Source organism: Saccharothrix texasensis, assembly GCF_003752005.1.
GTDB classification, from domain to species: Bacteria; Actinomycetota; Actinomycetes; order Mycobacteriales; family Pseudonocardiaceae; genus Actinosynnema; species Actinosynnema texasense.
The window spans coordinates 3,853,567-3,879,527 of record NZ_RJKM01000001.1 but is presented as its reverse complement, the minus strand read 5'-3'; the positions used below and the strand labels follow the sequence as shown (position 1 = coordinate 3,879,527).

Annotated in this window: 22 protein-coding genes; 13 read left to right on the top strand and 9 right to left on the bottom strand. The window is 71.2% G+C overall.

Annotation, left to right across the window (positions count from 1 at the left end; translation table 11 throughout):
* Window positions 1–48 precede the first annotated feature (48 nt).
* The gene (locus EDD40_RS16135) at window positions 49–402 is read left to right on the top strand and encodes a DUF4233 domain-containing protein (RefSeq protein WP_123748057.1); all 354 of its coding nucleotides are present in this window, start codon (window positions 49–51) and stop codon (window positions 400–402) included.
* Between the two features lie 103 nt (window positions 403–505).
* Here EDD40_RS16135 and EDD40_RS16130 read toward each other — a convergent pair whose 3' ends face one another.
* From EDD40_RS16130 to EDD40_RS16115, 4 genes are read right to left on the bottom strand one after another with little or no spacing between them, the layout of a single operon-like run.
* Entirely contained in the window at window positions 506–736 is a 231-nt protein-coding gene (locus tag EDD40_RS16130; RefSeq protein WP_148088818.1) for a hypothetical protein, read from the bottom strand.
* Window positions 737–741: 5 nt separating this feature from the next.
* Window positions 742–2,019: a WXG100 family type VII secretion target gene (locus tag EDD40_RS16125; protein ID WP_123743648.1), complete on the bottom strand. Its 1,278-nt coding sequence runs from the start codon at window positions 2,017–2,019 to the stop codon at window positions 742–744.
* Entirely contained in the window at window positions 2,016–2,318 is a 303-nt protein-coding gene (locus EDD40_RS16120; RefSeq protein WP_170185103.1) for a type VII secretion target, read from the bottom strand. Before EDD40_RS16120 ends, EDD40_RS16125 begins: the two co-directional genes overlap by 4 nt.
* An 11-nt stretch (window positions 2,319–2,329) precedes the next feature.
* Window positions 2,330–2,929, bottom strand: coding sequence for a YbaB/EbfC family nucleoid-associated protein (locus EDD40_RS16115; protein WP_170185102.1), 600 nt, complete (start codon window positions 2,927–2,929; stop codon window positions 2,330–2,332).
* Window positions 2,930–3,050: 121 nt separating this feature from the next.
* Here EDD40_RS16115 and pulA point away from each other — a divergent pair, with 121 nt between their 5' ends.
* A complete protein-coding gene (pulA, locus tag EDD40_RS16110; protein ID WP_123743645.1) occupies window positions 3,051–8,570 on the top strand; it encodes a pullulanase-type alpha-1,6-glucosidase in 5,520 nt (1,839 codons plus the stop codon).
* Window positions 8,571–8,616: 46 nt separating this feature from the next.
* Here the strand turns inward: pulA and EDD40_RS16105 are convergent, their stop codons facing one another.
* Window positions 8,617–9,537, bottom strand: coding sequence for an exonuclease domain-containing protein (locus EDD40_RS16105; protein WP_123743644.1), 921 nt, complete (start codon window positions 9,535–9,537; stop codon window positions 8,617–8,619).
* A 316-nt stretch (window positions 9,538–9,853) separates the two neighbouring features.
* On the opposite strand from EDD40_RS16105, the gene EDD40_RS16100 reads away from it, so the two are divergent.
* Window positions 9,854–10,558, top strand: a complete 705-nt coding sequence (locus EDD40_RS16100) for a DUF6218 family protein (protein WP_123743643.1) — start codon at window positions 9,854–9,856, stop codon at window positions 10,556–10,558.
* Between the two features lie 95 nt (window positions 10,559–10,653).
* Entirely contained in the window at window positions 10,654–11,778 is a 1,125-nt protein-coding gene (locus EDD40_RS16095) for a 3'-5' exonuclease (protein ID WP_211348183.1), read from the top strand.
* 97 nt (window positions 11,779–11,875) lie between these two features.
* Here EDD40_RS16095 and EDD40_RS16090 read toward each other — a convergent pair whose 3' ends face one another.
* Window positions 11,876–12,508, bottom strand: a complete 633-nt coding sequence (locus EDD40_RS16090) for a hypothetical protein (protein WP_246037685.1) — start codon at window positions 12,506–12,508, stop codon at window positions 11,876–11,878.
* 72 nt (window positions 12,509–12,580) lie between these two features.
* Between EDD40_RS16090 and ndk the strand changes: the two genes are divergently transcribed.
* On the top strand, window positions 12,581–12,991 hold the full coding sequence (gene ndk / locus EDD40_RS16085) for a nucleoside-diphosphate kinase (protein WP_123743641.1): 411 nt from the start codon (window positions 12,581–12,583) through the stop codon (window positions 12,989–12,991).
* 91 nt (window positions 12,992–13,082) lie between these two features.
* Here ndk and EDD40_RS16080 read toward each other — a convergent pair whose 3' ends face one another.
* A complete protein-coding gene (locus EDD40_RS16080) occupies window positions 13,083–13,676 on the bottom strand; it encodes a GNAT family N-acetyltransferase (protein WP_123748055.1) in 594 nt (197 codons plus the stop codon).
* Window positions 13,677–13,733: 57 nt separating this feature from the next.
* Here EDD40_RS16080 and EDD40_RS16075 point away from each other — a divergent pair, with 57 nt between their 5' ends.
* The 5 genes from EDD40_RS16075 to EDD40_RS16055 are packed head-to-tail and all read left to right on the top strand — an operon-like array spanning window position 13,734 to window position 18,758.
* Entirely contained in the window at window positions 13,734–14,654 is a 921-nt protein-coding gene (locus EDD40_RS16075; protein WP_425471199.1) for an ATP-binding cassette domain-containing protein, read from the top strand.
* Window positions 14,654–15,442: an ABC transporter permease gene (locus EDD40_RS16070; RefSeq protein ID WP_123743639.1), complete on the top strand. Its 789-nt coding sequence runs from the start codon at window positions 14,654–14,656 to the stop codon at window positions 15,440–15,442. The genes EDD40_RS16075 and EDD40_RS16070 overlap by 1 nt, the downstream gene beginning before the upstream one ends.
* Window positions 15,439–16,299 carry an ABC transporter permease gene (locus tag EDD40_RS16065; protein ID WP_123743638.1) on the top strand — a complete coding sequence of 287 codons (861 nt, stop codon included), beginning with the start codon at window positions 15,439–15,441 and terminating at the stop codon, window positions 16,297–16,299. The genes EDD40_RS16070 and EDD40_RS16065 overlap by 4 nt, the downstream gene beginning before the upstream one ends.
* Window positions 16,300–16,341: 42 nt before the next feature.
* The gene (locus tag EDD40_RS16060; protein WP_123743637.1) at window positions 16,342–16,752 is read left to right on the top strand and encodes a DoxX family protein; all 411 of its coding nucleotides are present in this window, start codon (window positions 16,342–16,344) and stop codon (window positions 16,750–16,752) included.
* A gap of 32 nt (window positions 16,753–16,784) precedes the next feature.
* The gene (locus tag EDD40_RS16055) at window positions 16,785–18,758 is read left to right on the top strand and encodes a TIGR03960 family B12-binding radical SAM protein (protein ID WP_123743636.1); all 1,974 of its coding nucleotides are present in this window, start codon (window positions 16,785–16,787) and stop codon (window positions 18,756–18,758) included.
* A gap of 57 nt (window positions 18,759–18,815) precedes the next feature.
* On the opposite strand, the gene EDD40_RS16050 is transcribed toward EDD40_RS16055, so the two are convergent.
* Window positions 18,816–19,631 carry a ferredoxin gene (locus EDD40_RS16050; RefSeq protein ID WP_246037684.1) on the bottom strand — a complete coding sequence of 272 codons (816 nt, stop codon included), beginning with the start codon at window positions 19,629–19,631 and terminating at the stop codon, window positions 18,816–18,818.
* Between the two features lie 162 nt (window positions 19,632–19,793).
* On the bottom strand, window positions 19,794–21,275 hold the full coding sequence (locus EDD40_RS16045) for a S8 family peptidase (protein WP_123743635.1): 1,482 nt from the start codon (window positions 21,273–21,275) through the stop codon (window positions 19,794–19,796).
* Between the two features lie 262 nt (window positions 21,276–21,537).
* On the opposite strand from EDD40_RS16045, the gene EDD40_RS16040 reads away from it, so the two are divergent.
* The 3 genes from EDD40_RS16040 (at window position 21,538) to rplU (ending at window position 25,947) form a co-directional block, all read left to right on the top strand.
* Entirely contained in the window at window positions 21,538–22,281 is a 744-nt protein-coding gene (locus EDD40_RS16040; protein ID WP_123748053.1) for a TIGR03936 family radical SAM-associated protein, read from the top strand.
* A 193-nt stretch (window positions 22,282–22,474) separates the two neighbouring features.
* On the top strand, window positions 22,475–25,405 hold the full coding sequence (locus tag EDD40_RS16035) for a translation initiation factor IF-2 N-terminal domain-containing protein (RefSeq protein ID WP_123743634.1): 2,931 nt from the start codon (window positions 22,475–22,477) through the stop codon (window positions 25,403–25,405).
* Window positions 25,406–25,632: 227 nt separating this feature from the next.
* The gene (rplU, locus tag EDD40_RS16030; RefSeq protein ID WP_053722830.1) at window positions 25,633–25,947 is read left to right on the top strand and encodes a 50S ribosomal protein L21; all 315 of its coding nucleotides are present in this window, start codon (window positions 25,633–25,635) and stop codon (window positions 25,945–25,947) included.
* Window positions 25,948–25,961: the final 14 nt, after the last annotated feature.

Sequence of the window (25,961 nt, the reverse complement as noted above, 5' to 3'; positions counted from 1 at the left end):
GAGCCGACCCCCGCGTCCAAGGGCGTGCCCGCGCCGAAGAAGGACCCGATGAAGTCCTTCCGGGGCATCATGGCGGGCACGCTGATCCTCGAGGTGATCGTCGTCGCCCTGGCCCTGCCGGTGGTGGCGAAGCTGAGCGGCGGGGTCGGCACGGGCACCGGGTACCTCGTGCTCGGGCTGATCGTCGCGCTGATCGCGACGTGCGCGCTGCTGAAGCGCCCGTGGGCCGTCTACGTGATCCTGGCGATCCACGTGGTGATGGTGGCGTCGTGGTTCGCCCTGACCGCGCTCGGCGGCATCGGCGTGGTGTTCAGCCTGGTCTGGGTGTACCTCCTGTGGCTTCGTCGTGACGTGGCCAAGCGCATGGCCGAAGGTCGGCTGCCCAGCCAGCAGCAGGGCTAGCGGCGGTCGTTCACGCGTCCAACGGATCTCTGGCTGGCGGCTGTCGTGTGCGATCACGGCATCCAGCCGCTCCCTTGCCGGGGCGACCGGTGCCGCTGACGCGTCAGCTCTGGTGCACCAGCCGGTCGGGCGCGGCTTTCGTGTCGAGCCAAGCCCTGGCCAGCTTGCCCGCCGCGGCGCGGAACACACCGTCGCGGTTGCCGTCGTCGGGCGTGATCGTCTCGGACCGCTTGTCCAGCACGAGGTACCGCTCCGAGCCGCCGTCGGTGTGGAACCGGTAGCGCGCCTCGGCTTCGGTCTCGGCTTCTTTGTGCAGGTACACGAGCATCGCCAACGCGATCACCTCCAAGGCTTGCTGTAGTCCTCGTCGGACGCGGGTGGGACCTGGGTCTCCCACCGCGACACATCGTTCGCCGCCGCGTGAGCGTCCCTGTACGAGGCGTTCGGGTTCTGCTGCCAGTATCGCGCCTCGGCGAGCTCGTGCTCGAGCAGGGCGATGTCCGACGGCTGCGCCCGGCCCGAGCGCAGCCTCAGCCACGCCTCCGCCATGTCCGGGTTCGGGTCGAAGCGGGCCATGACCGTGCCGCCGTCGACGCCCTCCAGCGGGTGCAGGTCCTCGAACACGTGATTCTTGATCTGCTCGATCTCGGCGCGGCTGAAGCCGGCGCCGCCTCCGATCCGGGGCACGTCCGCGACGTGGCCCGCGACATCGTCGATGTCGTCGGACCCGCGGATCGACTGGTAGGCGTTCTCCGACCAGCGGTCGATGCGGTCGTAGGAGCGCAACGACCCGTCGTCCACCGGCCGCGCGCCGCCGGTCTGGCCGGGACGCGGGAGCTCGTCACCGGAGCGAGCTGGGGTCTTGAGGTCGTCCAGCACCTTGCGGACCTTGTCGAACACGTCGCCGAGCTTGCGCAGCAGCGGGACGAGCTTGCTGATCGTCCGCACCAGCTTCTTGAGGATGTCACCGATCTTCGCACCCCACCGCGCCACGGCCGCGGATGCCTGCGCGACCACGACCGGCGTGGCCAACCCGACCGTGAACGCCACCTCCGCCGCCCAGGAGATCAACCGGCCCACCAGGTCAGCGATCAGGTCCCGCACGAACTCGCGCACGACGGCGACCACGACGCCCGCCATCTCCACGGCCGAACCGAACCCGTCGGCAGCGGTGGACGCACCGCCGAGCACCTCGGCGGTGTTCCCGGCGGCGGCCCGGTAGGCGTCCCCGGCCCGCCCCTGCCACCCGGCGGTGTCATTGGCCACGTCGCGCGTGTAGTCGTCGCGGACCTCGGCCACGGCCTTGGCGACGTTCTTCCACGTAGCCGCGTGGGAAGCGACGAGGTCGGCGTTGCCCGCGAGCCAGTCCAACGCGTCGGACAACGGCTTGACGTGCTCGATCAGCCACGAGACGCCGGCCGACAGCAGCGAGCCCAACGGGTCGACGACGATGCTCAGCGCCTCGAGCCCGACGCCCGCGACACCCATGCCGATGTCGATCCAACTGCCGCTCTCGATGCCGGACTTGAGATCGGCGGCGGACTCGGCGACACCGATGCCGGAGTACCACCGCGTGCTGTCCTGAACGGGCGCGATGAGCGGGTTGTCGTCGGTCACCGCAGGCTCCCGAACGTGACCGCCGCATCGTCCTCGCGCTGCTCGTACTCGTCGGCCGTGTACTTCACCCGGGTGGCGATGTCGGCCATCCCCTTGGTGCCGGCCGTCAACGCGCCACCGGCCTGATCTTCGATGCCGCGCATGACGGCGGGCAGGAACTGGCACAGCTGTCCGTAAGCGCCGTCGGCCATGCTCACCGTGCGGGCGGCGTGCACCGCCTCACCCAGCCGTTCGGCCAGTGCTTCGAGCTTGGCAGCGTGCGCGCGCAGTTCATCGGGCAGGACGTCGTAGCCGCTCACTGCCGCCTCCTTCACCTGAGGTACGAGTCGTCGCCGAAGTCGTCGTCATCGCGCCTGCGGGCCCGTGGCGCGGGTGGCGGAGCGTCACCGAAACGATCGCGGTACGCGTCCACGACCATCCGACGGGTATCCGGCAGGTCGTCGCCCACCTGCGATTCCGTGGCGGTTCGAACCTCACCGGCGATCCGCGCGCGAGCGGCGTTCAAGGTGGTCATGAACAGCGGGCCGAGATCGTCCGGCCGCACCGAGGCGGCCCGATCGGTGAACCGGACGTCCACCGGGGAGCCGGTGGAGTCGACCGTCACGACAACCGCGCCGTTGACGCTGGTCTCCGTCACCCGGATCCGCTCCACCTGGTCGCGCAGCGCCTGCAAGCGATCCGCCCGGCTGCGCATCCCCTCGACCCAGTCGTCGATGCTGCGCTCGGCCTGTGCTGGATCTCCGCTCAGCAGTCCGTCCCAACGTGGCTCCGCCATGGGGACGTTATAGCCGGATGTCGTCGAGGTGATCGGGCGATCGGGCGATTTCCACCGGATGAGCGTCCCCGGCAGATCGCGAGCGACTGGCTCGTCGCCGTGGAGCAGGACGTTGCGGCTCGTCGACCGGAGCAAGAGTCTGCAAGTACTTGCAGCCGTCTGGGCCTTGTCCGGCCGGGTTTGTCGTGGTTCTGTGCACTCCGTCCCGCCGTACGGCCGGGACGGGGTTGCAAATTCTTGCGACAAGGAGGTCGCGATGCGTCGGGCCGTCGCCGCGCTCATCGCCCTGGCCGTTGTGCCGTTCGTGCCACCATCCACCGGCGCCGCGCCCGAAGTCCAGCGGTTCGCCGTGGGGGCCGTCACCGACCTCGCGCCCGGCGTCCGGGACGGTGACCGCGCGTTGGCGAAGGACGCGCTGCGGGCCGACCTGACCGGTGAGCGGTTCTACTTCGTGATGCCCGACCGCTTCGCCAACGGCGACCCGCGCAACGACCGCGGCGGCACGGCGGAGACCGACCGCCTCAAGAGCGGCTACGACCCCGCGGACAAGGGCTTCTACCACGGCGGCGACCTCAAGGGCCTCAACGACAAGATCGGCTACTTGGACGACCTGGGCATCACCGCGATCTGGATGACCCCCATGTTCCAGAACCGGTGGGTGCAGGGCTCCGGCGCCGACGTCTCGGCCGGCTACCACGGCTACTGGACCACCGACTTCACCAAGCTCGACCCGCACTTCGGCACGACCAACGACATGCGGCGCCTCATCCGGGACGCGCACCGCCGCGGCATCAAGGTGTTCTTCGACATCGTCGCCAACCACACCGCCGACCTGATCGACTACGCCGAGGGCGAGCACGACTACGTCAGCACCGGCGCGCAGCCCTACCTGGACGAGCAGGGCATCCCGGTCGACATCGCCGAGATCGCGGGCCAGGAGGACTTCCCGAAGCTCACCGCGCCGTACACGCCGGTGGTGCAGGGGCAGAAGACCCCGGCCTGGCTCAACGACCCGCAGCTCTACCACAACCGGGGTGACTCGACGTTCAGCGGCGAGTCGAACGAGTACGGCGACTTCTTCGGCCTGGACGACCTGATGACCGAGCACCCGACGGTCGTCAAGGGCATGAAGCGGATCTTCACCAGCTGGATCGACACGCTGGGCATCGACGGCTACCGCGTCGACACGGTCAAGCACGTCAACATGGAGTTCTGGCAGGCCCTCGCGCCGCACGTGAAGCAGTACGCGGCGATGCGCGGCAAGAAGGACTTCTTCGTCTTCGGCGAGGTGTTCGACGCGAACCCGGCGATCACCTCCCGCTACACCACGACCGGCCGGATGCAGGCCACGCTGGACTTCCCGTTCCAGAGCGGCGCGGCCCGGTTCCTGTCCGGCCAGGGCGCGGCCCGGCTCGGCGAGGTGCTCGTCGAGGACGACCGCTACACCGACGCCGACTCCAACGCCTCCTCGCTGCCGACGTTCCTCGGCAACCACGACATGGGCCGCATCGCGTGGATGGTCCGCGAGGACCGGCCGGGCATCTCCGAGGCCGAGCTGCTGGACCGCCTCGAACTCGGCAACGCCCTGATGTACCTGTGGCGCGGCAACCCGGTGGTCTACTACGGCGACGAGCAGGGCTTCGCGGGCACCGGCGGCGACAAGCCGGCCCGGCAGGACATGTTCGCCTCGCGGACGCCCGAGTACGCCGCCGAGGACCTGGTCGGCAGCGACCGGACCGGCGCGGTGGACAACTTCCGCACCGACCACCCGCTGTACCGGCAGCTCAAGGACCTGGCGAAGTTCGTGGACGCCGACCCGGTGTGGCGTGACGGCAACCAGGCGCTGCGGCTCGCCCAGGGCGACGTGATCGCGTTCAGCCGCACGGGCCGCACCCAGCAGGTCGAGCACCTGGTCGTCGCCAACGCGGGCACCGCGCCCGCGACCGTCGAGGTCCCCGCGTCGGGCAAGGGCTACCGCCCGATCTGGCCCGCCGCCGGGTCGCAGGTCAACGCCGCCGACGGCAAGGTCACCGTGACCGTGCCCGCGTTGTCCGCCCTCGTGCTCAGGTCCACCGGCAAGATCCCGTCCGCCGCGCCGACGCCCACGCTGGCCGTGCCGACGACCGGCACCGTCCTGGACGACCGGGTCGAGCTGCGCGCCGACGGCGTCACCTCGCCGTACGCGCAGGCCACGTTCGCCGCGCGGGTAGAGGGCGAGCGCGACTGGCAGGTGCTCGGCACCGACGACGCCGCGCCGTACCGGGTGTTCGCCGACCTGGCGGCGCTGCCGGGCGCGGCCGCGGGCAAGAACGTCGAGCTCCGCGTGGTCGCCAAGGACGCCAAGGGCACCTTGGGCGCGGACGGCGCGAAGGTCGGCCTGGTGGCCGCGCCGCCGGTCGAGCCGCCGACCACCGTGACGTCCGACTGGCTCGTGGTGCACTACAACCGCCCGGCCGGCGACTACGACGGGTGGGGCCTGCACGCGTGGGGCGACGTCGAGAACGCGCCGACGTGGGACGCGCCGCTGCCGTTCGCGGGTGAGACGCCGTACGGCCGGTTCGCCTGGGTCAAGCTGAAGCCCGGGGCGCGTTCGGTCGGCGTTATCGCCCACCGGGGCGACGAGAAGGACACCGACGGCGACCGGTTCATCGACCCCGGCGCCACGCCGCAGGTGTGGCTGAAGCAGGGGCAGGCCGCCGTGCACGCCAGCGAGGTCGCCGCTTCCGGCCAGGCCGTGATCACGCACACCGGTGACGCCACGGGGCTCGCCGTCCGGGTGGGAGGCGTCGACCACCCGTTCACCGGGGGAGTGGCGACCGTCCCGGCGACCGCGCCGATCGACTTCTCCGTGGTCCGCGGCGGCGCCGTCGAGGCGTCCGGCCGCACGGCGGGACGCGCCTGGGTCGACGGCGACGAGGTGCACGCGAGCCTGGCCGCCGCCCAGAACCGCGCGGTGATCCACTACAACCGGCCCGACGGCGACTACTCGGACTGGACCCTCTACCACTGGACGGGGTCGCTGGAGCCGAGCCCGGGCTGGAACCAGTCGCGCGTGCCGGACGGGACCGACGGGTTCGGCGTGTACTGGTCCGTCGCGCTGGAGCCGGGCGCGCCGGGGCTGAACAACATCATCCACCGCGGTGACGCGAAGGACCCCGGCCCGGACCAGTTCCTCGACGTCACGGGCACCGGCCACGAGGTCTGGTACGTCTCCGGCTCCACCAAGGCCGACGGGTCGATCTCCTACGTGCTGCCACCGTCGGGCGGTGAGGGCGTGGACGACGACCTGACCAAGGCCAAGGCGATCTGGGTGTCGAAGGACCTGGTCGTGTGGGACGTGCCGGTGGTGCCGTCCGACGGCTACCGGCTCCAGTACGACGGGAAGGTGCTGCGGCTGGAGCCGTCGTCGGAGGCCGTGCCGGCGAAGTTCCCGCACCTGCGGGGCAAGCCGGTGTTCCGGGTGCGTGACGGCGGACGGCTGGACGAGGCGTTGCGGGGCAAGCTGTCCGCCGTGCACGTCGACTCCGACGGCGGTCTGCGGCACCGCACGGGCGTGCAGATCGCCGGCGTGCTGGACGACCGGTTCGCCGCCGCCGCGTCCTCCCTGACCTACGGCCCGACGTTCGACGGCGACCGCGTCACCGCGCGCCTGTGGGCGCCCACGGCGTCCTCGGTGAAGCTCCTGGTGTCCGACCAGCCCGGCGGCCCGACGACCTCCGTCCCCCTGGTCCGGGACGACGCGTCCGGCTCGTGGTCGGCGTCCGGGGCGTGGCGGGACAAGTTCTACCTGTACGAGGTGACGGTCGCCGGCCGCACGGTGACCGTGACCGACCCGTACTCGGTGGCGCTGGCGGTGAACTCGACGCACTCGCAGTTCGCCGACCTCGGCGACGCGCGCACCATGCCCGCCGACTGGGCCGGGCACGTCGCCCGCGGCCTGGACGGCGACCCGACCGAGCACGGCATCACCGAGCTGCACGTCCGGGACTTCTCGGTCGGCGACACGTCCGTGCCGGAAGGCGACCGGGGCACGTACCGCGCCTTCACGCACTCGTCGTCGGTCGGCATGACGCACCTGCGCGACCTGGCCGCCGCCGGTCTCGACACCGTGCACCTGCTGCCGACGTTCGACATCGCCACGATCCCGGAGAAGCGCGCGGACCGGCAGCAACCGGCGTGCGACCTGGCCGCGCTGCCCGCGGACTCGCCGGCGCAGCAGCAGTGCGTCTCGGCCGTCGCCGCCGAGGACGGCTTCAACTGGGGCTACGACCCCTACCACTACGACGTGCCCGAGGGTTCCTACGCCACGGATGACGCGCAGACCGGGTGGGCGCGCTCGAAGCAGTACCGCGAGATGGTCAAGTCGTTGCACGACAACGGCAACCGCGTGGTGGTGGACGTGGTCTACAACCACACGGCCGCCTCCGGCGACGCGCCGACGTCCGTGCTGGACAAGGTCGTGCCGGGGTACTACCAGCGGCTCGACCTCGACGGCGCCGTGGCGAACTCCACGTGCTGCGCCAACACCGCCACCGAGAACGCCATGATGGGCAAGCTCGTCGTGGACTCCGCGGTGCGGTGGGCCCGCCTGTACAAGGTGGACGGGTTCCGGTTCGACCTGATGGGCCACCACCCGAAGGCGAACATCCTGGCCGTGCGCGCGGCGCTGGACGCGTTGACCGTCGCCGCGGACGGCGTGGACGGCCGCAAGATCCGGATCTACGGCGAGGGCTGGGACTTCGGGGAGGTCGCCGGCAACGCCCGGTTCGAGCAGGCCACGCAGCCGAACCTGGCGGGCACGGGCATCGGCACGTTCAGCGACCGGCTGCGGGACGCGGTGCGCGGCGGCGGGCCGTTCGACGCCGACCCGCGCGTGCAGGGGCTGGCGTCCGGGCTCGCGGGCGACCTGAACGACTCGCCCGCCAACGGCGACGTGGCCGCGCGGCTGGCCAACTACACCGACCTGGTGAAGCTGGGCATGGCGGGCAACATGGCGTCCTACCGGTTCCAGTCCACCGGCGGCGGTGAGACCTCGGGGCGTGACGTGTCGTACAACGGCTCACCCGCCGGGTACACGGGCGCGCCGGCCGACGTGATCACGTACGTCGACGCGCACGACAACGAGACGCTGTTCGACTCGCAGACGTTCAAGCTGCCCGTCGGCACGTCCATGGCGGACCGCGTGCGGATGCAGAAGGTCGCCGTCGCACCGGTCCTGCTGGGCCAGGGCCAACCGTTCCTGCACGCCGGCGCGGAGTTCCTGCGCTCGAAGTCGTTGGACCGCAACAGCTACGACTCGGGCGACTGGTTCAACCGCTACGACCCGTCGTTGCGGGACAACGGTTTCGGTCGCGGCCTGCCGCCGGCGGCGGACAACGAGGACAAGTGGCCCTACGCCGCCCCCTTGTTGGCGAACACCGCGCTGAAGCCCTCTTCGGACGACATGCGCGCCGCTCTCGGCAACACGCTGGAACTGCTGCGCATCCGCCAGTCGTCGCCGCTGTTCACGTTGAACGACGCGGCGCTCGTGCAGCAGAAGCTGTCGTTCCCGACCACCGAGCCGGGCATCGTCGCGGCGCTCCTGGACGACACCGCCGGCCCCGACACCGACCCGTCCCTCAACGCCGTGCTGGTGATCGTCAACCCGTACCCGACCACCAAGTCCGCCACCGTGCCGGGCACCTGGCAGAACCACCCCCTGACCAGCGACAAGGCCACCGTCGACCACGGCTCGCTCACCGTGCCGCCGCGCTCGGTCGTGGTCCTGACCCGCTAGTTCGGTGAGGTGCTCGGCGCGCAGGGACCTGCGCGCCGAGCATCGGTCAACTGCTGAGCCACTCGAGGAAGTCGATCTCACCGATCATCTCGATCTTGTGGCCGAGGTCCAGCAGATCGCGGGCTTTGCGATGTTTGCCGCTGACTGCCATCCCCACGGCGAATCGAGCCGGGTCGGCCATCCCCACCACGAGCACGTCGGTCTTCTTGGTGACACCCGGTACCGCCTGTCCTCCGGCCTCGGCGAGTCGCCGGTGAGCCTCGGCGCGCGTCATCGTCGTGAGCGTTCCGGTGAAGCAGACGTTCAGCCCGTAGAGCATCGAATCGGGATCGGCGTGCGGGTCGGCGACCGGGATCTCCCGTCGTGCGGCCTGCCCGAGTCGTCGCGAACCGGTCCAGGAGTCGCTGGTCTGCTGTCCGTAGCGGACCTTCAGGCCGTCCAGCAGGTCGTCGACGGTGTCGACCTGGTGGTGTCGCATGGCTGCGAGCATGATGTGAGCCGCGGTGTCCGCGTCGACCTGCGCGTCATGGTGCGCACCCATCGCGACCCCCGCCGCGTCGGCGACGAAGGGCAGGCGATAGGTCAGCAACTGCCAGGTCAGGCGGGACAGGATCAGGGTGCAGGCGTAGCGCAGCTCTGGCCACGGCGTGGAGGTCGCCGTGCAGGCGTCGCGGATCACGCCCATGTCGAAGGCGGCGTTGTGGGCCACCAGCGGACGACCGTCGGCGAAGTCCAGGATCTGCCCGAGTGCCTGTGGCCACTCAGGGGCGTGGCGAACCGCCTCGGCGGTAATTCCGTGCAGGGATGTGTGGTAGGGGTGGAAACCGCCTCCACCCGGCGGTTGGATGCAGGTGGACAGCCGGTTGGTGACCACTCCGTCCTCCACCAGGGTCATGCCGACCGCGCAGGCACTGCCTCTCGACCAGTTGGCGGTTTCGAAGTCGACTGCGACCCATTCTCTGCTCATGCTCTCCTCATCTGCGCCGCAACGTCTGCGATCGAGCTGGAGCGCGCATAGCGGGTGCTCCAGCCGATGGGCAGTCAACAGACCATCGATTCGCGTCGGCCGGTGGTTACACGTTGAAAACCGTCGATGTCTCGCTTTCAGGTCGATTCCGGTGAATCGCTTTCGGTCTTCACGTGGTGCAAGGCCATGAACGCGCTCGCAGTCCCCCCGCAACGGTGGCGTAGTGAAACAAATGGCGCCTCACGGCGATGGACACGTCACGGGCGAATGCCATCCGCACGAGCGGCGCCTCAAGCACGACTACGTAGGAGACACGATGGCCACCGAGCCGCAGGAGCACAGCTCGCTCGGCTTGCTCCCCACCCGCGCCGGTGACGGCCGGACCATGATCGGTCACGTGATCGTCTGCCGAGCCGGATCCGGTCACGATGACGCCATCGCCGTCTGGCACCTCGACACCGAAGGATCAAGGACCGGGGCTTGGGTGAAACCCGCCGAGATGGCCATGACCGATGCCGGAACCGCTCGAACCCTGCTCGACCTGTGCAGGCAGAAGGCACTCCTGGCCTGGGATCCGGCCGACGCGGTCGAGACGCTGGGAGCGTTGGAACGTGCGGCCGGTGTCGCCCCCGTCGACTGGGCCGCCCGCACCGTCACCATCCCCGAGTCGCTCGGGGAAGTCGCGGACATCCGGGCCTCGTACACCAAGCGGGTCGCCGAGGAGAAGGCGACCAAGAAGAACATCGCCGATCTGGAGTGGGCGGTCGAGCTGCCCGACCCCCTGTTTTCCTCGATCGACGAGCTCGATCGACTCGCGGGGTTCGGGGAACTCGTCGCTCCCTCGGAAGCCGCGACCGAAGCACTTCGCACCAGTCGGTTGGGCGGGTGGGTGGTGCAGCGCTGGCGGGAGACCACCGTCGCTTTGGGGCGCCCCTACCTCCGTGCCGACTTCGGGCCTCCCACCGTGCTGCCGCCTGAATGGGAGTCACGTTTGGCCGATGCACATGCCGGTCGGTGGTGATTTCCCGGCAATGCTTGACTTGAGCAGCTGGTGCGATTCCTGGTCGAACACGAGCAGCCACCGGTGATGTCGCGAGTGGTCGAGGAGGCTGACGGTTGAGCGAGGTTTACCGGAGCGAGGTGCCCGAGCACTTGATGACGACGGCGCAGTTGCGGTCATCGGGGATGCAGCCGGGAGACACCACTGTCGCCGCGGGTTGGCTGGAGCGGGTGTTCGAAGGCGACGTGTGGCTCACAGCGCTCCACGACGTGCGGTCGGCCAGATCACTGGTGGTGCCTCCTCTGGGTCAGGTGCTCCCGGTCGAGACCTCGAAGGCCGCGGCCACGCCCGCGAGGTCGACGCGATCCGACGCCGCTGCTTGGGCTCGTGGTGTTCTCCAGGACCACGACGCGGTGGTGCTCGACACCGAGTTGACGGACTTCGACGGTCGTGTCATCGAAATCGCCGTGCTGGCCGTCGACGGCACGGTGCTGCTGAGCACACTGGTCGATCCCGAAGGCGCGTCGATCAACCACCACGCGGAGCGCACGCACGGCATCTCCGCCGCCATGCTGACCGACGCGCCCACGATGGCGCAGGTGTGGCCACGTCTGGAGGAGGTCCTGCGGGGCAAGACGGTGATCGCGTGGAACGCCCCCTTCGACCAGGCGCGGCTACGTGCCGAGCACGAACAGGTCACCGGCGGCGCCACATCGCCGGACTGGTTGGCGCAGCCGTGGGAGTGCGCCATGCGTCGACACGCTGTGTGGGTCGGTGAGCCGAGCAGTCGAGGTGGCGGTTATCGCAACCACAAACTGGAAGGCGGACATCGCGCCCAAGGCGACTGCCAGGCCGTGCTGGAACGGCTGCGGCAGATGGCCTCTACCGCCGCCCGAGGCGGAGTTCGTCAGGGTCCGGACCTGTATGCCATTCGTGCGATCTGGCCGGAGCTCCTGGGCGAGGTGCGCAGGCGCAGCCGGTCCACCGAGGCGATGCTGACGAGCGCGGAACTGCTCTCCGTCGCCGATCGCACTTTGGTGGTGCGCCACAAGTCCGCCCCGCTCAACCGAAGGCTGGCGGAGGACAAGCACACGGCTGTGGTCAATGAGGCCTTGGCGACCGTCGTGAGGCAGGGCTGGAGCATCCGCGTCGAAGCTCATGATGCGCACCCTCAGGCCACGATCTCGAAGGCACCCGCTCTCGTGCTCGCATCCGTCGACGAGTCGGATGGCGAGCACTAGTACCAACGACACCGAACGCTGACCACTCGGCTTCGCGTGCCGTGGTGGCACCGGTCGGCGACAAGGCAGGTAGCTGCCCAACCCGTGTCGCCCGTAGTCAGTGATCGGCCAGCTCGACCCGTGACCGGACGTCTTCGGCGCGCAGGATGCGGAACCCCCGCTCCCGCGCGCCGAGCACTTTGAGGAACCCGGGACTGGTCTCCATCACGTAGGCCTCGACCGCGCCGTCACCCACCTCGATCCGCTCCAGCGGCACCCAGGGCGTCGCGACCACCGCCGCCACCACCAACGCCACCGCGCCCACCACGTAGCCGAACCGGCGCAGCACGAAGTCCATCTGCGCGTGCAACCGCCGCATCCGCTCCACGAACACCAACAGCACCGTCAACACCACCGCGCCGACCGGCACCCACCACCGGTGGTACGAGAGCACGTGCGCCACCAGGAACGCGACCAGCACGGCCACCACCAACGGCGCCACCCGCGACCTCCGCCCCACCGCGTAGAACACGGTCAACGGCACCATCACCACCAACAGCACGCTGCTGATCGACGCGTCCGCCATGAACGTCCCCAGGAACAACCCCGGCGCGTCTTCCAGGTCCAGCGTGTGCAGCAGCGCGAACGCCGTGTGCCAGTCGTAGTGAGAGACCGCGAGCAGTCGCAGCAGCACGAACAGCACGGCGGCGCCGGTGAGGGCGGTCCCCAGGTGAGGCTTCTCGGTGGTCACGGCCGGCACTATCGCAGCTCCGGCTACCCTTGACCGAGTTGCACAATCCCGTACGAAGGAGTACCGACCGCCGTGAGCGAGCGCACCCTGGTCCTGGTCAAGCCCGACGGCGTCAGCCGCGGCCTGGTCGGCGAGGTCATCTCCCGCATCGAGCGCAAGGGTCTGCACCTGGCCGCGCTGGAACTGCGCACCGTGGACCGCGCGACCGCCGAGCAGCACTACGCCGAGCACGACGGCAAGCCGTTCTTCGCCGACCTGGTCGAGTTCATCACCGGCGGCCCGCTGGTCGCCCTGGTGGTCGAGGGCACGCGGGCGATCCCGGCGTTCCGCCAGCTGGCCGGCGGCACCGACCCGGTCGAGAAGGCCACCCCCGGCACGATCCGCGGCGACTTCGGCCTGGAGGTCCAGTTCAACCTGGTCCACGGTTCGGACTCGCCGGAGTCGGCCGAGCGCGAGATCAAGCTCTGGTTCCCGAACCTCTGACGCGCGCACGGAACGGCCCGGACCGCAGCGCGGTCCGGGCCGTGGTGTCCGGACGGTGACCTCTTCCGGACCGGGCCCGGTCCGATCCGACCTAACGCCGCCCGGCCGTCTCCCGCACGGGCGAGGAGCCCAGGCCGCCCGGCGCGGAGCCGTGCAGCACGACGCCGTCGCGGTGGCCCAGCGGCAGGTACATGCGCACGTCGTCGAACCGGAAGTCGTCCACCGCGATCACGTTCGGCAGCCGGCCCCACTCGCGGAAGCCCAGGCTCTCGTACAGCTGGATCGCGCCGTGGTTGTTCCCGCGCACGCCGAGCGTCAGCACTTCCAACCCGGCGGCACGCGCGTGCTCGATGACGGCGCCCACCAGTCGCGATCCCAGCCCGAGCCCTCGTGCCGCCGGGTGCGCGGTGACCCGCCGCACCTCGGCCATGTGCTCGAACACCTCGCTCTCGGACCGCCGCCACGTCGCCGTGCCGCGCAGCACTCCGTCCACCCGTGCCACGACGAGCGCGCCGTCCGCGGGGGAGGCGAGCACGCCGTCCAGCCACGCGTCCGTCTCCGCGCGCCCCGGCGGCCGGCGCCAACCGATCGCGCCGCCGGCGGCCACCACCTCGTGCAGCACCTCGTGCACTTCGGCCCGAAGTCGTTCGTCGGCCGCGGTCGGCCAGCTCAGGTCGATCTCCACGGCGGCCACCCTAAAACGATTCCGGGAATGTCGGGCCACGCCGCTAACGTGACGAACGTGACCCCCACTCTCGTCCACGCCAAGGGCCTGACCAAGCACTTCGGCTCGTTCGAAGCCGTCCGGGGCATCGACGTGGAGGTGAGCAGGGGCGAGGCGTTCGGCTTCCTCGGCCCCAACGGCGCGGGCAAGTCCTCGACCATGCGGATGGTGTCGTGCGTGTCACCGCGCACCGGCGGCGACCTGCGGGTGCTGGGCCTGGACCCGGACACCGACGGCCCGCGGATCCGCGCCCGCATCGGCGTGGTGCCGCAGCAGGACAACCTCGACACCGAGCTGACCGTCCGGCAGAACCTCCAGGTCTACGGCCGCTACTTCGGCCTGTCCCGGGCCGCGGTGCGCGAGCGCGCCGTGGAGCTGATGGACTTCGCCCAGCTCACCGACCGGGCCGACGACGAGGTGGAGCCGCTGTCGGGCGGCATGAAGCGGCGGCTCACCATCGCCCGCTCCCTGGTCAACGACCCCGACCTGCTGCTGCTCGACGAGCCGACCACGGGCCTGGACCCGCAGGCGCGCCACCTGCTGTGGGACCGGCTGTTCCGGCTCAAGCAGTCCGGCGTCACGCTGATCATCACCACGCACTACATGGACGAGGCCGAGCAGCTGTGCGACCGGCTGGTCGTGATGGACGGCGGGCGGATCGCGGCGGAGGGCTCGCCGGCCGAGCTGATCCGCGGCTACTCCACCAGGGAGGTGCTGGAGCTGCGCTTCCCACCGGGCGAGCAGAGCGGCGACGAGGTGCGCGACCTGGCCGAGCGGATCGAGGTGCTGCCCGACCGGGTGCTGCTCTACACCGCCGACGGCGACGCGGCGCTGGCCGCGGTCCACGCGCGGGGCGTGCGGCCGGTGTCCAGCCTGGTGCGCCGCAGCACGTTGGAGGACGTGTTCCTGCGCCTGACCGGCCGGACGTTGGTGGACTGATGAGCGCGCAGACCCTCGGCCCGTGGCGCGCCGCGCTGATCGCGGTGGAGCACCACTGGACCTGGTACCGCCGCAACTGGCGGGCCACGGTGATCTCCAACTTCCTGCAACCCGTGCTGTTCCTGCTGGCCATGGGAGTCGGCTTCGGCTCGCAGGTGCGCCAGGGCGAGGCCACCGGCGGCCACCCGTACCTGGTGTTCCTGGCGCCCGCGCTGCTGGTCATCACGGCCGCGCAGAACGCCATGTTCGAGTCCACCTGGGCGGTGTTCTCGTCGTTCAAGTGGCAGCGCACGTACCTGGCGGTGGTGTCCACCCCGATCACGCCCGCGCAGGTGCTCCACGGCCAGTTGCTGTGGATCGCGTTGCGCCTGGCGTCGGGCACCGCCGCGTTCCTCGGCATCGCCTACGCGCTGGGCGCGATCACCAGCCCGTCGGCGGTGCTGGCCGTGCCGTTCGCCACGCTGGCGGGCATGGCGTTCAGCGCGCCCGTGGTCGCCTACGCCGCCACCAGGGAGAAGCCGGACTCGTTCAACGCGATCTTCCGCTTCCTGGTGATGCCGATGACCCTGTTCACCGGCGGGTTCTTCCCGCTGAGCCAGCTGCCCGGCTGGGTGCACCCGCTGGCCTGGCTCACCCCCGTCTGGCACGGGATCGAGCTGGCCCGCGGCGCGACGTTCGGCACCCTGCGCCTGCTGCCCGCGCTGGGCCACGTCGCCTACCTGTCCGCCCTGGTCGCGCTCGGCGTCGCCCTGGGCCGCCGCTACTTCCGCCGGAGGCTGGCCGTATGACCGACGAGACCTCCACCGACCTGTCCGCGCCCGCCCGGCCGGTCGCCCGGCGCACCGGCGCCGCCCTGCTGCTCCGGGTCGTCCCGCCGGGCCTGTACGCGGGCCGAGCGCACGTCCTGGTCGAACGGTCGTACCTGGTCAGCACGCGCGGCTGGATGTCGGTGATCTCCGGCTTCTTCGAACCGCTGTTCTTCCTGTTCTCCCTCGGCTACGGCCTGGGCCAACTGGTCACCACCGTCGACGGGCCCGGCGGCCCGATGCCGTACGCCGCGTTCGTCGCGCCCGCGCTGCTGGCCGCCTCGGCGATGAACGGCGCGGTGTTCGAGGCGACGTTCAACCTGTTCTTCAAGTTCAAGTACGCGAAGACCTACGACGCGGTGCTGGCCACCCCGCTCGGCCCGGTCGACATCGCCCTCGGCGAGGCGACCTGGTGCCTCATCCGGGGCGGCCTGTACTCGGCCGGCTTCATCGCGGTGATGCTCGGCTTCGGGCTGATCGGCTCGCCGTGGGCGCTGCTGGCGCTGCCCGCGTGCCTGCTGGTCGCGCTGGCGTTCGCGGCGGTGGGCATGGCCGCGGCCACGTTCATGCGCTCGTGGCACGACTTCGACCTGGTGCAGCTGGCCGTGATGCCGCTGTTCCTGTTCTCCACCACGTTCTACCCGCTGTCGGTCTACCCGGGCTGGTTGCAGACCGTGGTCCAGTGGACGCCGCTCTACCACGCGATCGAGCTGATGAGGGCGCTGACCACCGGTTACGTCGGCTGGGGCGCGTTGACGCACGTCGCGTACTTCGCGGTGATGGTGGTCGTCGGGGTGGTCGTCGCCTCCCGCAGGCTCGGCAAGTTGCTGCTGACCTGACCTGGTTGAACACTGGACGAACCCCGAGCACCGGAGGTCGTCATGGACGTCGTCGCACTCATCGGCCGGATCCTGTTCGTGGTCCTGTTCTTCGGCTCGGCGATGGGCCACCTCACGCAGACCGCGGCCATGGCCGGGTACGCCGCGTCCAAGGGTGTCCCGTCGGCGAAAGCCGCCACGTTCGGCAGCGGCGTGCTCATGGCCATCGGCGGGTTGATGCTGCTCCTGGGCGTGTGGGCGGATCTCGGCGCCCTGCTGCTGGTGCTGTTCCTGCTGCCGACGGCGTTCCTCATGCACAACTTCTGGAAGGAGACCGACCCGCAGGCCAAGCAGGTGGAGATGATCCAGTTCAACAAGGACCTCGCCCTCGCGGGCGGCGCGTTGATGTTCTTCGGCTTGTACGCGGGACCGGGCTCCGAGCTGGGCCTCACCATCACCGGACCGCTGTTCTGACCCGTGCCGGCGCTGCCGTTACCCTGGTCGGCGTGAGTGTCGAGTCGGTCTTCCCCGCCCTGGAACCCCTGCTGCCGAAGGTCTCCAAGCCGGTGCAGTACGTCGGCGGGGAGCTCAACGCCACCCTGAAGGACTGGGACACCGCCGCGGTGCGGTGGGCGCTGATGTACCCGGACGCCTACGAGGTAGGGCTGCCCAACCAGGGCGTCATGATCCTCTACGAGGTCCTCAACGAGCAGCCGGACGTGCTGGCCGAGCGGACCTACGCGGTGTGGCCCGACCTCGAGAAGCTGATGCGCGAGCACGGCGTGCCGCAGTTCACCGTGGACGGTCACCGGCCCGTCGGCGCGTTCGACCTGTTCGGGGTCAGCTTCGCCACCGAGCTGGGCTACACGAACCTGCTCAACGCGCTCGACCTGGCCGGCATCCCGATCCACGCCGCCGAGCGCACCGACGAGCACCCCATCGTGGTGGCGGGCGGGCACGCGGCGTTCAACCCGGAGCCGATCTCGCCGTTCATCGACGCGGCGGTGCTCGGCGACGGCGAGGAAGCCGTCCTGGAGATCACCGACATCGTCCGCGCCTGGAAGGCCGAGGGCCGTCCCGGCGGTCGGGACGAGATCCTGACCAGGCTCGCCGAGACCGGCGGCGTGTACGTGCCCCGGTTCTACGACGTCGAGTACCTGCCCGACGGCCGCATCCAGCGCGTGGTGCCCAACCGCGAGCGCGTGCCGTACCGGGTGTTCAAGCGGACCACGATGGACCTCGACGCGTGGCCGTACCCGAAGCAGCCGCTGGTGCCGCTCGCGGAGAGCGTGCACGAGCGGATGAGCGTGGAGATCTTCCGCGGCTGCACGCGCGGCTGCCGGTTCTGCCAGGCGGGCATGATCACCCGCCCGGTGCGGGAGCGGTCCATCGAGGGCATCGGCGCGATGGTGCAGCGCGGCCTGGAGGCGACCGGGTTCGAGGAGGTCGGCCTGCTGTCGCTGTCCAGCGCGGACCACTCGGAGATCGCCGAGGTCACCAAGGGCCTCGCCGACCGCTACGAGGGCACGAACACCAGCCTGTCGCTGCCGTCGACCCGGGTGGACGCGTTCAACATCGAGCTGGCCAACGAGCTGTCGCGCAACGGCCGCCGCTCGGGCCTGACGTTCGCGCCCGAGGGCGGCAGCGAGCGCCTCCGCCGCGTGATCAACAAGATGGTGTCGGAGGAAGACCTGATCCGCACGGTCAGCGCGGCGTTCGGCGCGGGCTGGCGGCAGGTCAAGCTGTACTTCATGTGCGGCCTGCCCACCGAGACCGACGACGACGTGGTCCAGATCGCCGAGATGGCCAAGAACGTCATCCGCGCGGGCCGCGAGGCGTCCGGCCGCAAGGACGTGCGCTGCACGATCTCCATCGGCGGGTTCGTGCCCAAGCCGCACACGCCGTTCCAGTGGGCCGCGCAGTGCGACCCGGAGACCGTGGACAACCGGCTGCGCCTGCTGCGCGAGGCGGTCAACTCGGACCGCTCGCTCGGCCGCAACATCGGCATGCGCTACCACGACGGCAAGCCGTCGCTGATCGAAGGGCTGCTCTCGCGCGGCGACCGGCGCATCGGCCTGGTGATCGAACGGGTGTGGCGCGAGGGCGGCCGGTTCGACGGCTGGTCCGAGCACTTCTCCTACGACCGCTGGGTGCGGGCGGCCGAAGCCGAGCTGCCGCCGCTGGGCGTCGACCTGGCCTGGTTCACCACGCGGGAGCGCGAGGAGCTGGAAGTCCTGCCCTGGGACCACCTGGACTCGGGCCTGGACAAGGAGTGGCTCTGGGCGGACTGGCAGGACGCGCTGGACGAGCGCGAGCAGGACGACTGCCGCTGGACGCCGTGCTTCGACTGCGGTGTGTGCCCGGCGATGGGCACCGACATCGAGGTCGGGCCGACCGGTCGGACGCTGCTGCCGATCTCGCCGGTGGGCAAGGGCTCCCCGGTGCGCAACCCGGCGTTGTCCCCGGCGGTCCAGGGCTGACGGCGGTCCAGGGCTGATGGCGGTCCGGGGCGGTCGGTGGCTCAGGCGGTCGGCGGCTCAGGGGCGGGCTTCGGCCGCGTCGACCCGGATCGCGCGCATCGGGCACACCCGTGCCGCCGCGCGCACCTGCGGCGCCTGGTCGGCGTCGGGGTTGCGCGCGTAGCGCAGCCGCCCGTCCTCCAGCACCCGGAACACCCTGGGCGCCTGCGCCTGGCACAGCGCGTAGTGCCGGCACCGCCCGTGGTCGACCGCGACCCGGACCCCGGGCGACTCGTCCCGGACCGGCGGCGGTGACGGCGCCGGTGCCGGCTCCGCCTCGATCACGCCGACCCGCACGAGCAGGTGCGGCGGCAGGAACCGCAGCACGGTCAGCGTGACCGCGGGCATCAGCACGGTGATGCCGCCCAGCCACACCACGGCGACGTGCCCGCTCGCGGAGGCGCCCAGCCACGCGTGCAGCGCGCCGAGCCACACGCCCGCGTACGCGAGCCGGTGCAGGCCCAGCCAGTCGCGGTAGACCACCGAGCGCTGCAACCCGGCCGTCACCGACGCGGCCAGCAAGAGCTCCAGCCCGACCACGCCGAGCGCGTGCCGGACCTCGCCGCCGCCGAGGAGCGGCACCACGAGCTGGTAGGCCGCCAGGGGCGCGGCGTCCAACGACAGGAACGACACCGCGTGCGCCACGGCGGTGGCCACCGCGAACGTCGCCAGCACCTGGTGCGTGGCGCGCAACGCGGCCCGGCCGGTGATCCGGCGGACCCAGCCGGTGGCGGTGAGCACGCCCCAGCACGCGGCCAGGCACATCGCCACGTACGCGACCCGTCCGGACAGCGTGGCGACGTCCCACACCCGGGCGTCGTGTTCGGACACCACGCGCGCACCCCCTGTTGATGGCGTGATCCACCCTCTGGGGAGGAACTACGAACGCGGGGTGCGTCGGTTCGACGAAGGCAGCAGTCAACTATGTGATCGATGTCACATAGTTGATTTCAGGGGGTTCGAGCCCCGATTCCGCGAACCGGTGCTCCGCCCGGCCTACTCCTGAACGGCGGCGAGCGCGTCGACCAGGCCGTGGCCGTAGAAGCCGTTGTACTCCGAGTGGCCCGCGCAGAACGCGTCCTGCACACCCGTGCCGTTGAGGTCGTAGTCCGCCGGGCACGGCACCGTCTCCGCCTGCGCGTTGAGCATCTTCGACAGGTCCAGCGCGCTGGCCCCGGGGTGCGTGGACGCCAGCAGCGCCGCCACCCCCGACACGTGCGGCGCGGCCATCGACGTGCCGCACGAGTAGTCGTACCCGGCGGACGGCACGGTCGACAGCACGCACCCGGCCTGCCCGTCGTCCGGCGCCTGCCTGCGGTCGCCGCCCGGCGCGGTCACGTCCACCGAACCGAGCCCGTAGGAGCTGTACCCGGCCTTCACCTTGTCCGCGCCCACCGACGACACCGCCACCACGTTGCGCAGCTGGGCCGGCAGCACCAGGCACGTGTTGTCCACCGGGCGCGGCTTGACGTCCTCCGGGGCGGCGTTCGTCGGGCTCAGCGCGTCCCGGCCCGGCTTGGTCAGGTCGGCCGCCGCGTTGCCCGCCGCCGCCACCGTCAGCACACCGCGCCCGGACGCGTGCTCGACCGCCCGCCGCACCGCCTCGTAGACCACCGACTGGCCCTGCTCGTCCTGGCAGGTGAACACCCACGGGTCGATGAAGTAGCTGTTGTTCGTGATGGTCATGCCCCGTTCGGCGGCCCACATGAACCCGCACACCGCGTACTCGGGGTAGATGAACCCGGCGTCGTCCACGACCTTCACCGAGGCGATCCGCACGCCCGGCGCCACCCCGGTCGTGCCGAGGCCGTCGTCGGCCGCCGCGATCGTGCCCGCGACGTGCGTGCCGTGCCCGGACGTCGTCGGCGCCCACGCGGCGGGGGACGGGTCCGCCACCCCGGTCGTGCAGCCGGCGGACAGCGCCGGGTCCAGCGCGCCGACCAGGTCGGGGTGCGTCGGGTCGATGCCCGAGTCGAGCACGCCCACCACCACGTCCCGGCTGCCCTTGCTCACCGCGTGCGCCTCGGCCGCCTGGATCAGGTCCATGTCCCACTGCTCGGCCGTGCGGTCCGCCGCGCCACCGGCGGCGGGCGCACCGGCCGTCTCGTCGTCCTTCTTCTTCTGCCTCGCGGGCGCGCCGTTGCGCTTGGACAGGCCGTCGGCCTGCGCGCTGTACGCCCGGTCCGGGCCGATGTGCTGCCCGAACCTGGGGTCCGGGGAGACGGCCACGGCCACCGCGATCTGCGGGTAGTAGTGGGCGGTCGTGCCGCACGCGGCGGTGATCTCGGCGTCGGCCAGCGGCGCGCTGGTGCCGGGGGCGAACACGACCAGGTAGCGCAGCGTCGGACCGGGCTGGACGCAGTCCACGGCGGTCGCCGCCGGCACGGGCTCGGCCGCGGCCGAGGTGACCGGGAGGCAGCCGGTCGCGAGCAGCGCCGCGCTGACCGCGACCGCTCGGGCGCGGCGGTGCAGAGGCACGGGGGACCTCCAGGGCTGGACCGGTGACGGGGGGAGCCCGTCGGGCCGACGTCGGGGCGAACCGTCGATCGGAGTGCTGCTGCCGGACGGTAGCCAGACCGGGCGGAGCAGACAAGCGCAACGGTGCCGATCAACTCCAAGGTACCGTCCTGCCGGAGTAGGAGCGTGGACCGTTGGGGTGCTCACCCCGTCGCGGGCCACCCGGTACCCAAGGGGAGTAGCCCTGAGCCGCCAGCAGCAGCCCAACCCGTCGGCCGCACCTGTGCAGAAGCTCCGACTGCGCTATGCCAAACGCGGTCGGCTGCGGTTCACGTCACACCGTGACATCGCGCGCACGTTTGAGCGCGCGCTGCGTCGGGCAGGCGTCCCCATGGCTTATTCGCAGGGTTTCAGCCCTCACCCGAAGGTGTCATGGGTCGGCGCGGCGCCCACGGGCGTGGCGAGCGAGGCCGAGTACGTCGAGGTGTCCGTGGTCGACCGGGTCGACCCGGAGGCGCTGCGGACCGCCCTGGACGCCGTGCTGCCACCCGGGCTGGACGTGCTGGAGGTCGTCCAGTCCGCCGGCGGCACGCTGCCCGAGCGGATCGAGGCCAGCGCGTGGCGGGTGGAGCTGCCCGGCGTGTCGCCCGAAGAGCTGACCGAAGCCGTGACCGCGCTGATGGGTTCGGCGTCCGTCGAGGTCGAGCGGCTCACCAAGGACGGCAAGAAGATCGTGGACGTGCGGCCGGCGATCGTGTCGGCCGAGGTCGAGGCGTGGACGGGGACGCATTCGAGCGACGCGGGACACGATGCACGAGATTTGTCACAGCCGTGTGGGATACTCATGACGGTCGTACGGCAGACAACCCCTACCGTGAGGCCCGACGACGTGCTGAGTGCGCTCCGAGTCGTCGCCGACCTGGTTCCGCCGGTTCCCGCGAAGGCGACCCGGATGGCGCAGGGGCGGCTGGACGATGAAGGCGGCCTGGTCGACCCGCTTGCCCTGGACAGGGCGGCGGAGGTCTGACCGGGCGGTGAGTGGAGCGGCGCTGACGGCGTCGTCGAAAGAGTTATGGGACCTGCTGTGCCGCCTTCCCCCAGCGGGTGGGCGCCACAGCGCAAGGCAAGGATTCCCGCCGCCAGCCGCGGCGGTGAGTGGACAAGAGAGGCCCCTGCGCGGCCGCGTCGGTTGGGACGCGCCCGGGGGCGGAGGAGCTGCATTGTCGAACACGGAAAAGCCCGCCGGCGCCGCCGGCGGGGGTAACGCCACATCCGCACACCCGGATCTGGCGGATCTGCCCGCCAAGCTGCGGGTGCACGCGCTGGCCAAGCTGCTCGGCGCGAGCAGCAAGGACGTGGTGGCCGCCCTCGCCGACCTCGGCGAGACGGTCAAGGGCGCGCAGTCGAGCGTGAGCCGCGATCTCGCGCTCAAGGTCGCCGAGAGCCTCCTGGCCTGGGACGACATCGTCACCGGCGAGGTGGACGAGCAGACCGAGGAACCGGTGCGGGTGACCCGCGACGTGGCGCCGCTGGTGCCGCTGTTCGCGCCGCCGTCCGCGGTGTTCCTGCCGCCGACCCCGGTGGTCAAGGAGGTCCCGGCGAGCCGGGACGAAGACCTCGACGACACCGAGGACGACGCCGACGACCACGCGTCCGCCGACGACGCCGGTGACGAGGGCGAAGGCCGCCGTCGCCGTCGCCGCGGCCGTCGTGGGCGCGGTCGCGGCAAGGGCGTCGGCGACGAGAACGGCGACGACGAGACCGGCGAGGAGCCGGCCGAGGCCGCCGAGGCCGAAGCCGAGGCCGCCGACGAGTCGGCCGACGATGAGGGCCCGGGCAGCCGTCGCCGCCGTCGTCGCCGTCGCCGCAAGACCGGCGCCGAGGAAGAGGCCGCGCCGAGCGAGGACGACCCGCCGAACACCGTCGTCCACGTCCGCGAGCCCGCCCGTGACGCCCGTGACGACAAGGCCGACTCCGAGGCCGCGCAGAGCGAGGTGCGCAGCGTCCGCGGGTCGACCCGGCTGGAGGCCAAGCGCCAGCGCCGCCGCGACGGCCGCGAAGCCGGCCGCCGCCGCGCCCCCGTGCTGTCCGAGGCCGAGTTCCTGGCCCGCCGCGAGGCCGTGGAGCGCACGATGGTGGTGCGCGAGCGCGGCGACCGCACCCAGATCGGCGTGCTGGAGGACGGCGTCCTGGTCGAGCACTTCGTGACCTCCTCGGGCACCGGCTCGCTGGTCGGCAACGTCTACCTCGGCCGGGTGCAGAACGTGCTGCCCTCGATGGAGGCGGCGTTCATCGACATCGGCCGCGGCCGCAACGCGGTGCTGTACGCGGGCGAGGTCGACTGGGACGCGGCCGGCCTGGAGGGCAAGGCCCGCAAGATCGAGCAGGCCCTCTCGACCGGCGACAGCGTGCTGGTGCAGGTCACCAAGGACCCGGTCGGCCACAAGGGCGCCCGGCTGACCACCCAGATCAGCCTGCCCGGCCGCTTCCTGGTGTACGTGCCCGGCGGCGGCGCGACCGGCATCAGCCGCAAGCTGCCCGACAACGAGCGCAAGCGCCTCAAGGACATCCTCAAGCGCGTCGTCCCCGAGGACGCGGGCGTCATCATCCGCACCGCCTCGGAGGGCATCGCCGAGGAGGAGCTGGCCCGCGACGTCACCCGCCTGCAGGCGCAGTGGCAGGTCATCAAGGACAAGGCCGACACGCCCAAGGCCCAGGCGCCGCAGCTGCTGTACGAAGAGCCGGACCTGCTGGTGAAGGTCGTGCGCGACCTGTTCACCGAGGACTTCGCCGCGCTCGTCGTCCAGGGCTCGGACGCGTGGGAGACCATCGACGGCTACGTCCGGCACGTCGCGCCCGACCTCCAGGAACGGCTGCGCAAGCACGTGGGCAACAGCGACGCGTTCACCGAGTACCGCATCGACGAGCAGCTGCTCAAGGCGCTGGACCGCAAGGTCTGGCTGCCGTCGGGCGGCTACCTGGTCATCGACCGCACCGAGGCGATGACGGTCATCGACGTCAACACCGGCAAGTTCACCGGATCGGGTGGAAACCTCGAGGAGACGGTGACCCGGAACAACCTGGAGGCGGCCGAGGAGATCGTCCGCCAGCTCAGGTTGCGCGACGTCGGCGGCATCATCGTGATCGACTTCATCGACATGGTGCTGGAGTCGAACCGCGACCTGGTGCTGCGCCGGCTGACCGAGTGCCTCGGCCGCGACCGCACCCGCCACCAGGTGGCGGAGGTGACGTCGCTGGGTCTGGTGCAGATGACGCGCAAGCGGGTCGGCACCGGCCTGCTGGAGGCGTTCTCGACGACCTGCGAGCACTGCCGCGGGCGTGGCCTGGTCGTCACGACCGAGCCGATGCACTCGCACGGCAACGGTGGCGGCGGCGGTGGCCAGCAGGCCCAGCAGCAGCCCCAGCAACAGCAGCAGGGTGGCGGCCGCAAGTCGCGCCGCGCCAAGCACGCGGACGTCCCGGAGCCCGTGGCCGAGCAGACCGTGGAGCCGACCGAGGAGCCCGAGGCGATCGCGGAGCAGCCGACGTCGGTCGAGCCCGTGTCCGCCCTGCTGGAGGAGGAGGCCGCGCCGGAGACCCCGAAGCGCGACCGCCGCCAACGCCGCCGGGCCCGCCGCGAGGCCGGTGCGGTCGTCAAGCACGGCGACGAGGAGCCCGAGTCGTCGACGGCCCCCGAGCAGTCCGCGCCCGAGGCGCCTGAGCAGTCCGGGCAGCCCGCTGCCCAGCCGGTCGCCGTCCAGCCGGTCGTCGAGCAGCCCGTCGCCGCGCCGGTCGTCGAACGGCCGGTCGTCGAGCAGGCGGCTCCCGCCCCGGTCGCGGCCGCGGACACGGCGCAGCAGGCCGTCGAGGCCCCCTCGGCGCCCGCCGCCGAGCCCGTCAAGACCGGGCGGACCCGGCGGCGGGTGACCAAGCCCGCCATGGTGCCCGAGCCCGTCACCCCGCCCGTCGCGGTGACGCCGGTGGAGGTCCCGCCCGCCCCTCGGGCGAGCGCGCCGGCGCCGGTCGCCGAGCAGCCGGTCAACGGCCACGTCGAGCCGAGCGCGCCCGCGGTGATCACGCGTCGCCGCGCGGCTCGCCGGGCCGCCTCCCGGCCCGCCGGCCCGCCGCTGGACGGGGCCAAGGAGAGCTGATCCACCGCCTCGCCGGAACCGCTGCGCAGCCCGTCTGAGCAGCGGTTCCGGCGTTCCGGGGCCGGTACACCCACCCCGGTTTGACCCCGTAGTCCACCGCCACGTAACCTGATACGCGGCCCGCCGTCCGGTGGGCCCTGTCGCGTGAAGCCCAGCTCGCTCGCTAGTCAAAGCGGCCGAGGCGCGCGCGATCCCGTCCCGTCGAGTAGCAGGAGACTTCCGTCCCGATGTACGCGATCGTCAAGACCGGCGGCAAGCAGTACAAGGTGGCTGTCGGCGACGTCATCGAGGTCGAGAAGCTCGAGGGCGAGCCGGACACCGAGATCACCTTCGCGGCGCCGCTTCTCGTTGTGGACGGCGATGACGTCACCTCCGCGGCGGACGCCCTGGCGAAGTTCTCGGTGACCGGCAAGGTCGTCGAGCAGACCAAGGGCCCCAAGATCCGCATCCACAAGTTCAAGAACAAGACCGGCTACCACAAGCGCCAGGGTCACCGCCAGAAGTTGACCCGCGTCGAGGTCACCGGCATCACCGGTAAGTGAGGATCTGACTAGCC

Coding starts and splice junctions, on each gene's coding strand:
- EDD40_RS16135 (WP_123748057.1), top strand. CDS start 49: ATGAAGTCCTTCCGGGGCATCATGGCGGGCACGCTGATCCTCGAGGTG.
- pulA (WP_123743645.1), top strand. CDS start 3,051: ATGCGTCGGGCCGTCGCCGCGCTCATCGCCCTGGCCGTTGTGCCGTTC.
- EDD40_RS16105 (WP_123743644.1), bottom strand. CDS start 9,537: ATGAGCAGAGAATGGGTCGCAGTCGACTTCGAAACCGCCAACTGGTCG.
- EDD40_RS16100 (WP_123743643.1), top strand. CDS start 9,854: ATGGCCACCGAGCCGCAGGAGCACAGCTCGCTCGGCTTGCTCCCCACC.
- EDD40_RS16070 (WP_123743639.1), top strand. CDS start 14,654: ATGAGCGCGCAGACCCTCGGCCCGTGGCGCGCCGCGCTGATCGCGGTG.
- EDD40_RS16065 (WP_123743638.1), top strand. CDS start 15,439: ATGACCGACGAGACCTCCACCGACCTGTCCGCGCCCGCCCGGCCGGTC.
- EDD40_RS16060 (WP_123743637.1), top strand. CDS start 16,342: ATGGACGTCGTCGCACTCATCGGCCGGATCCTGTTCGTGGTCCTGTTC.
- rplU (WP_053722830.1), top strand. CDS start 25,633: ATGTACGCGATCGTCAAGACCGGCGGCAAGCAGTACAAGGTGGCTGTC.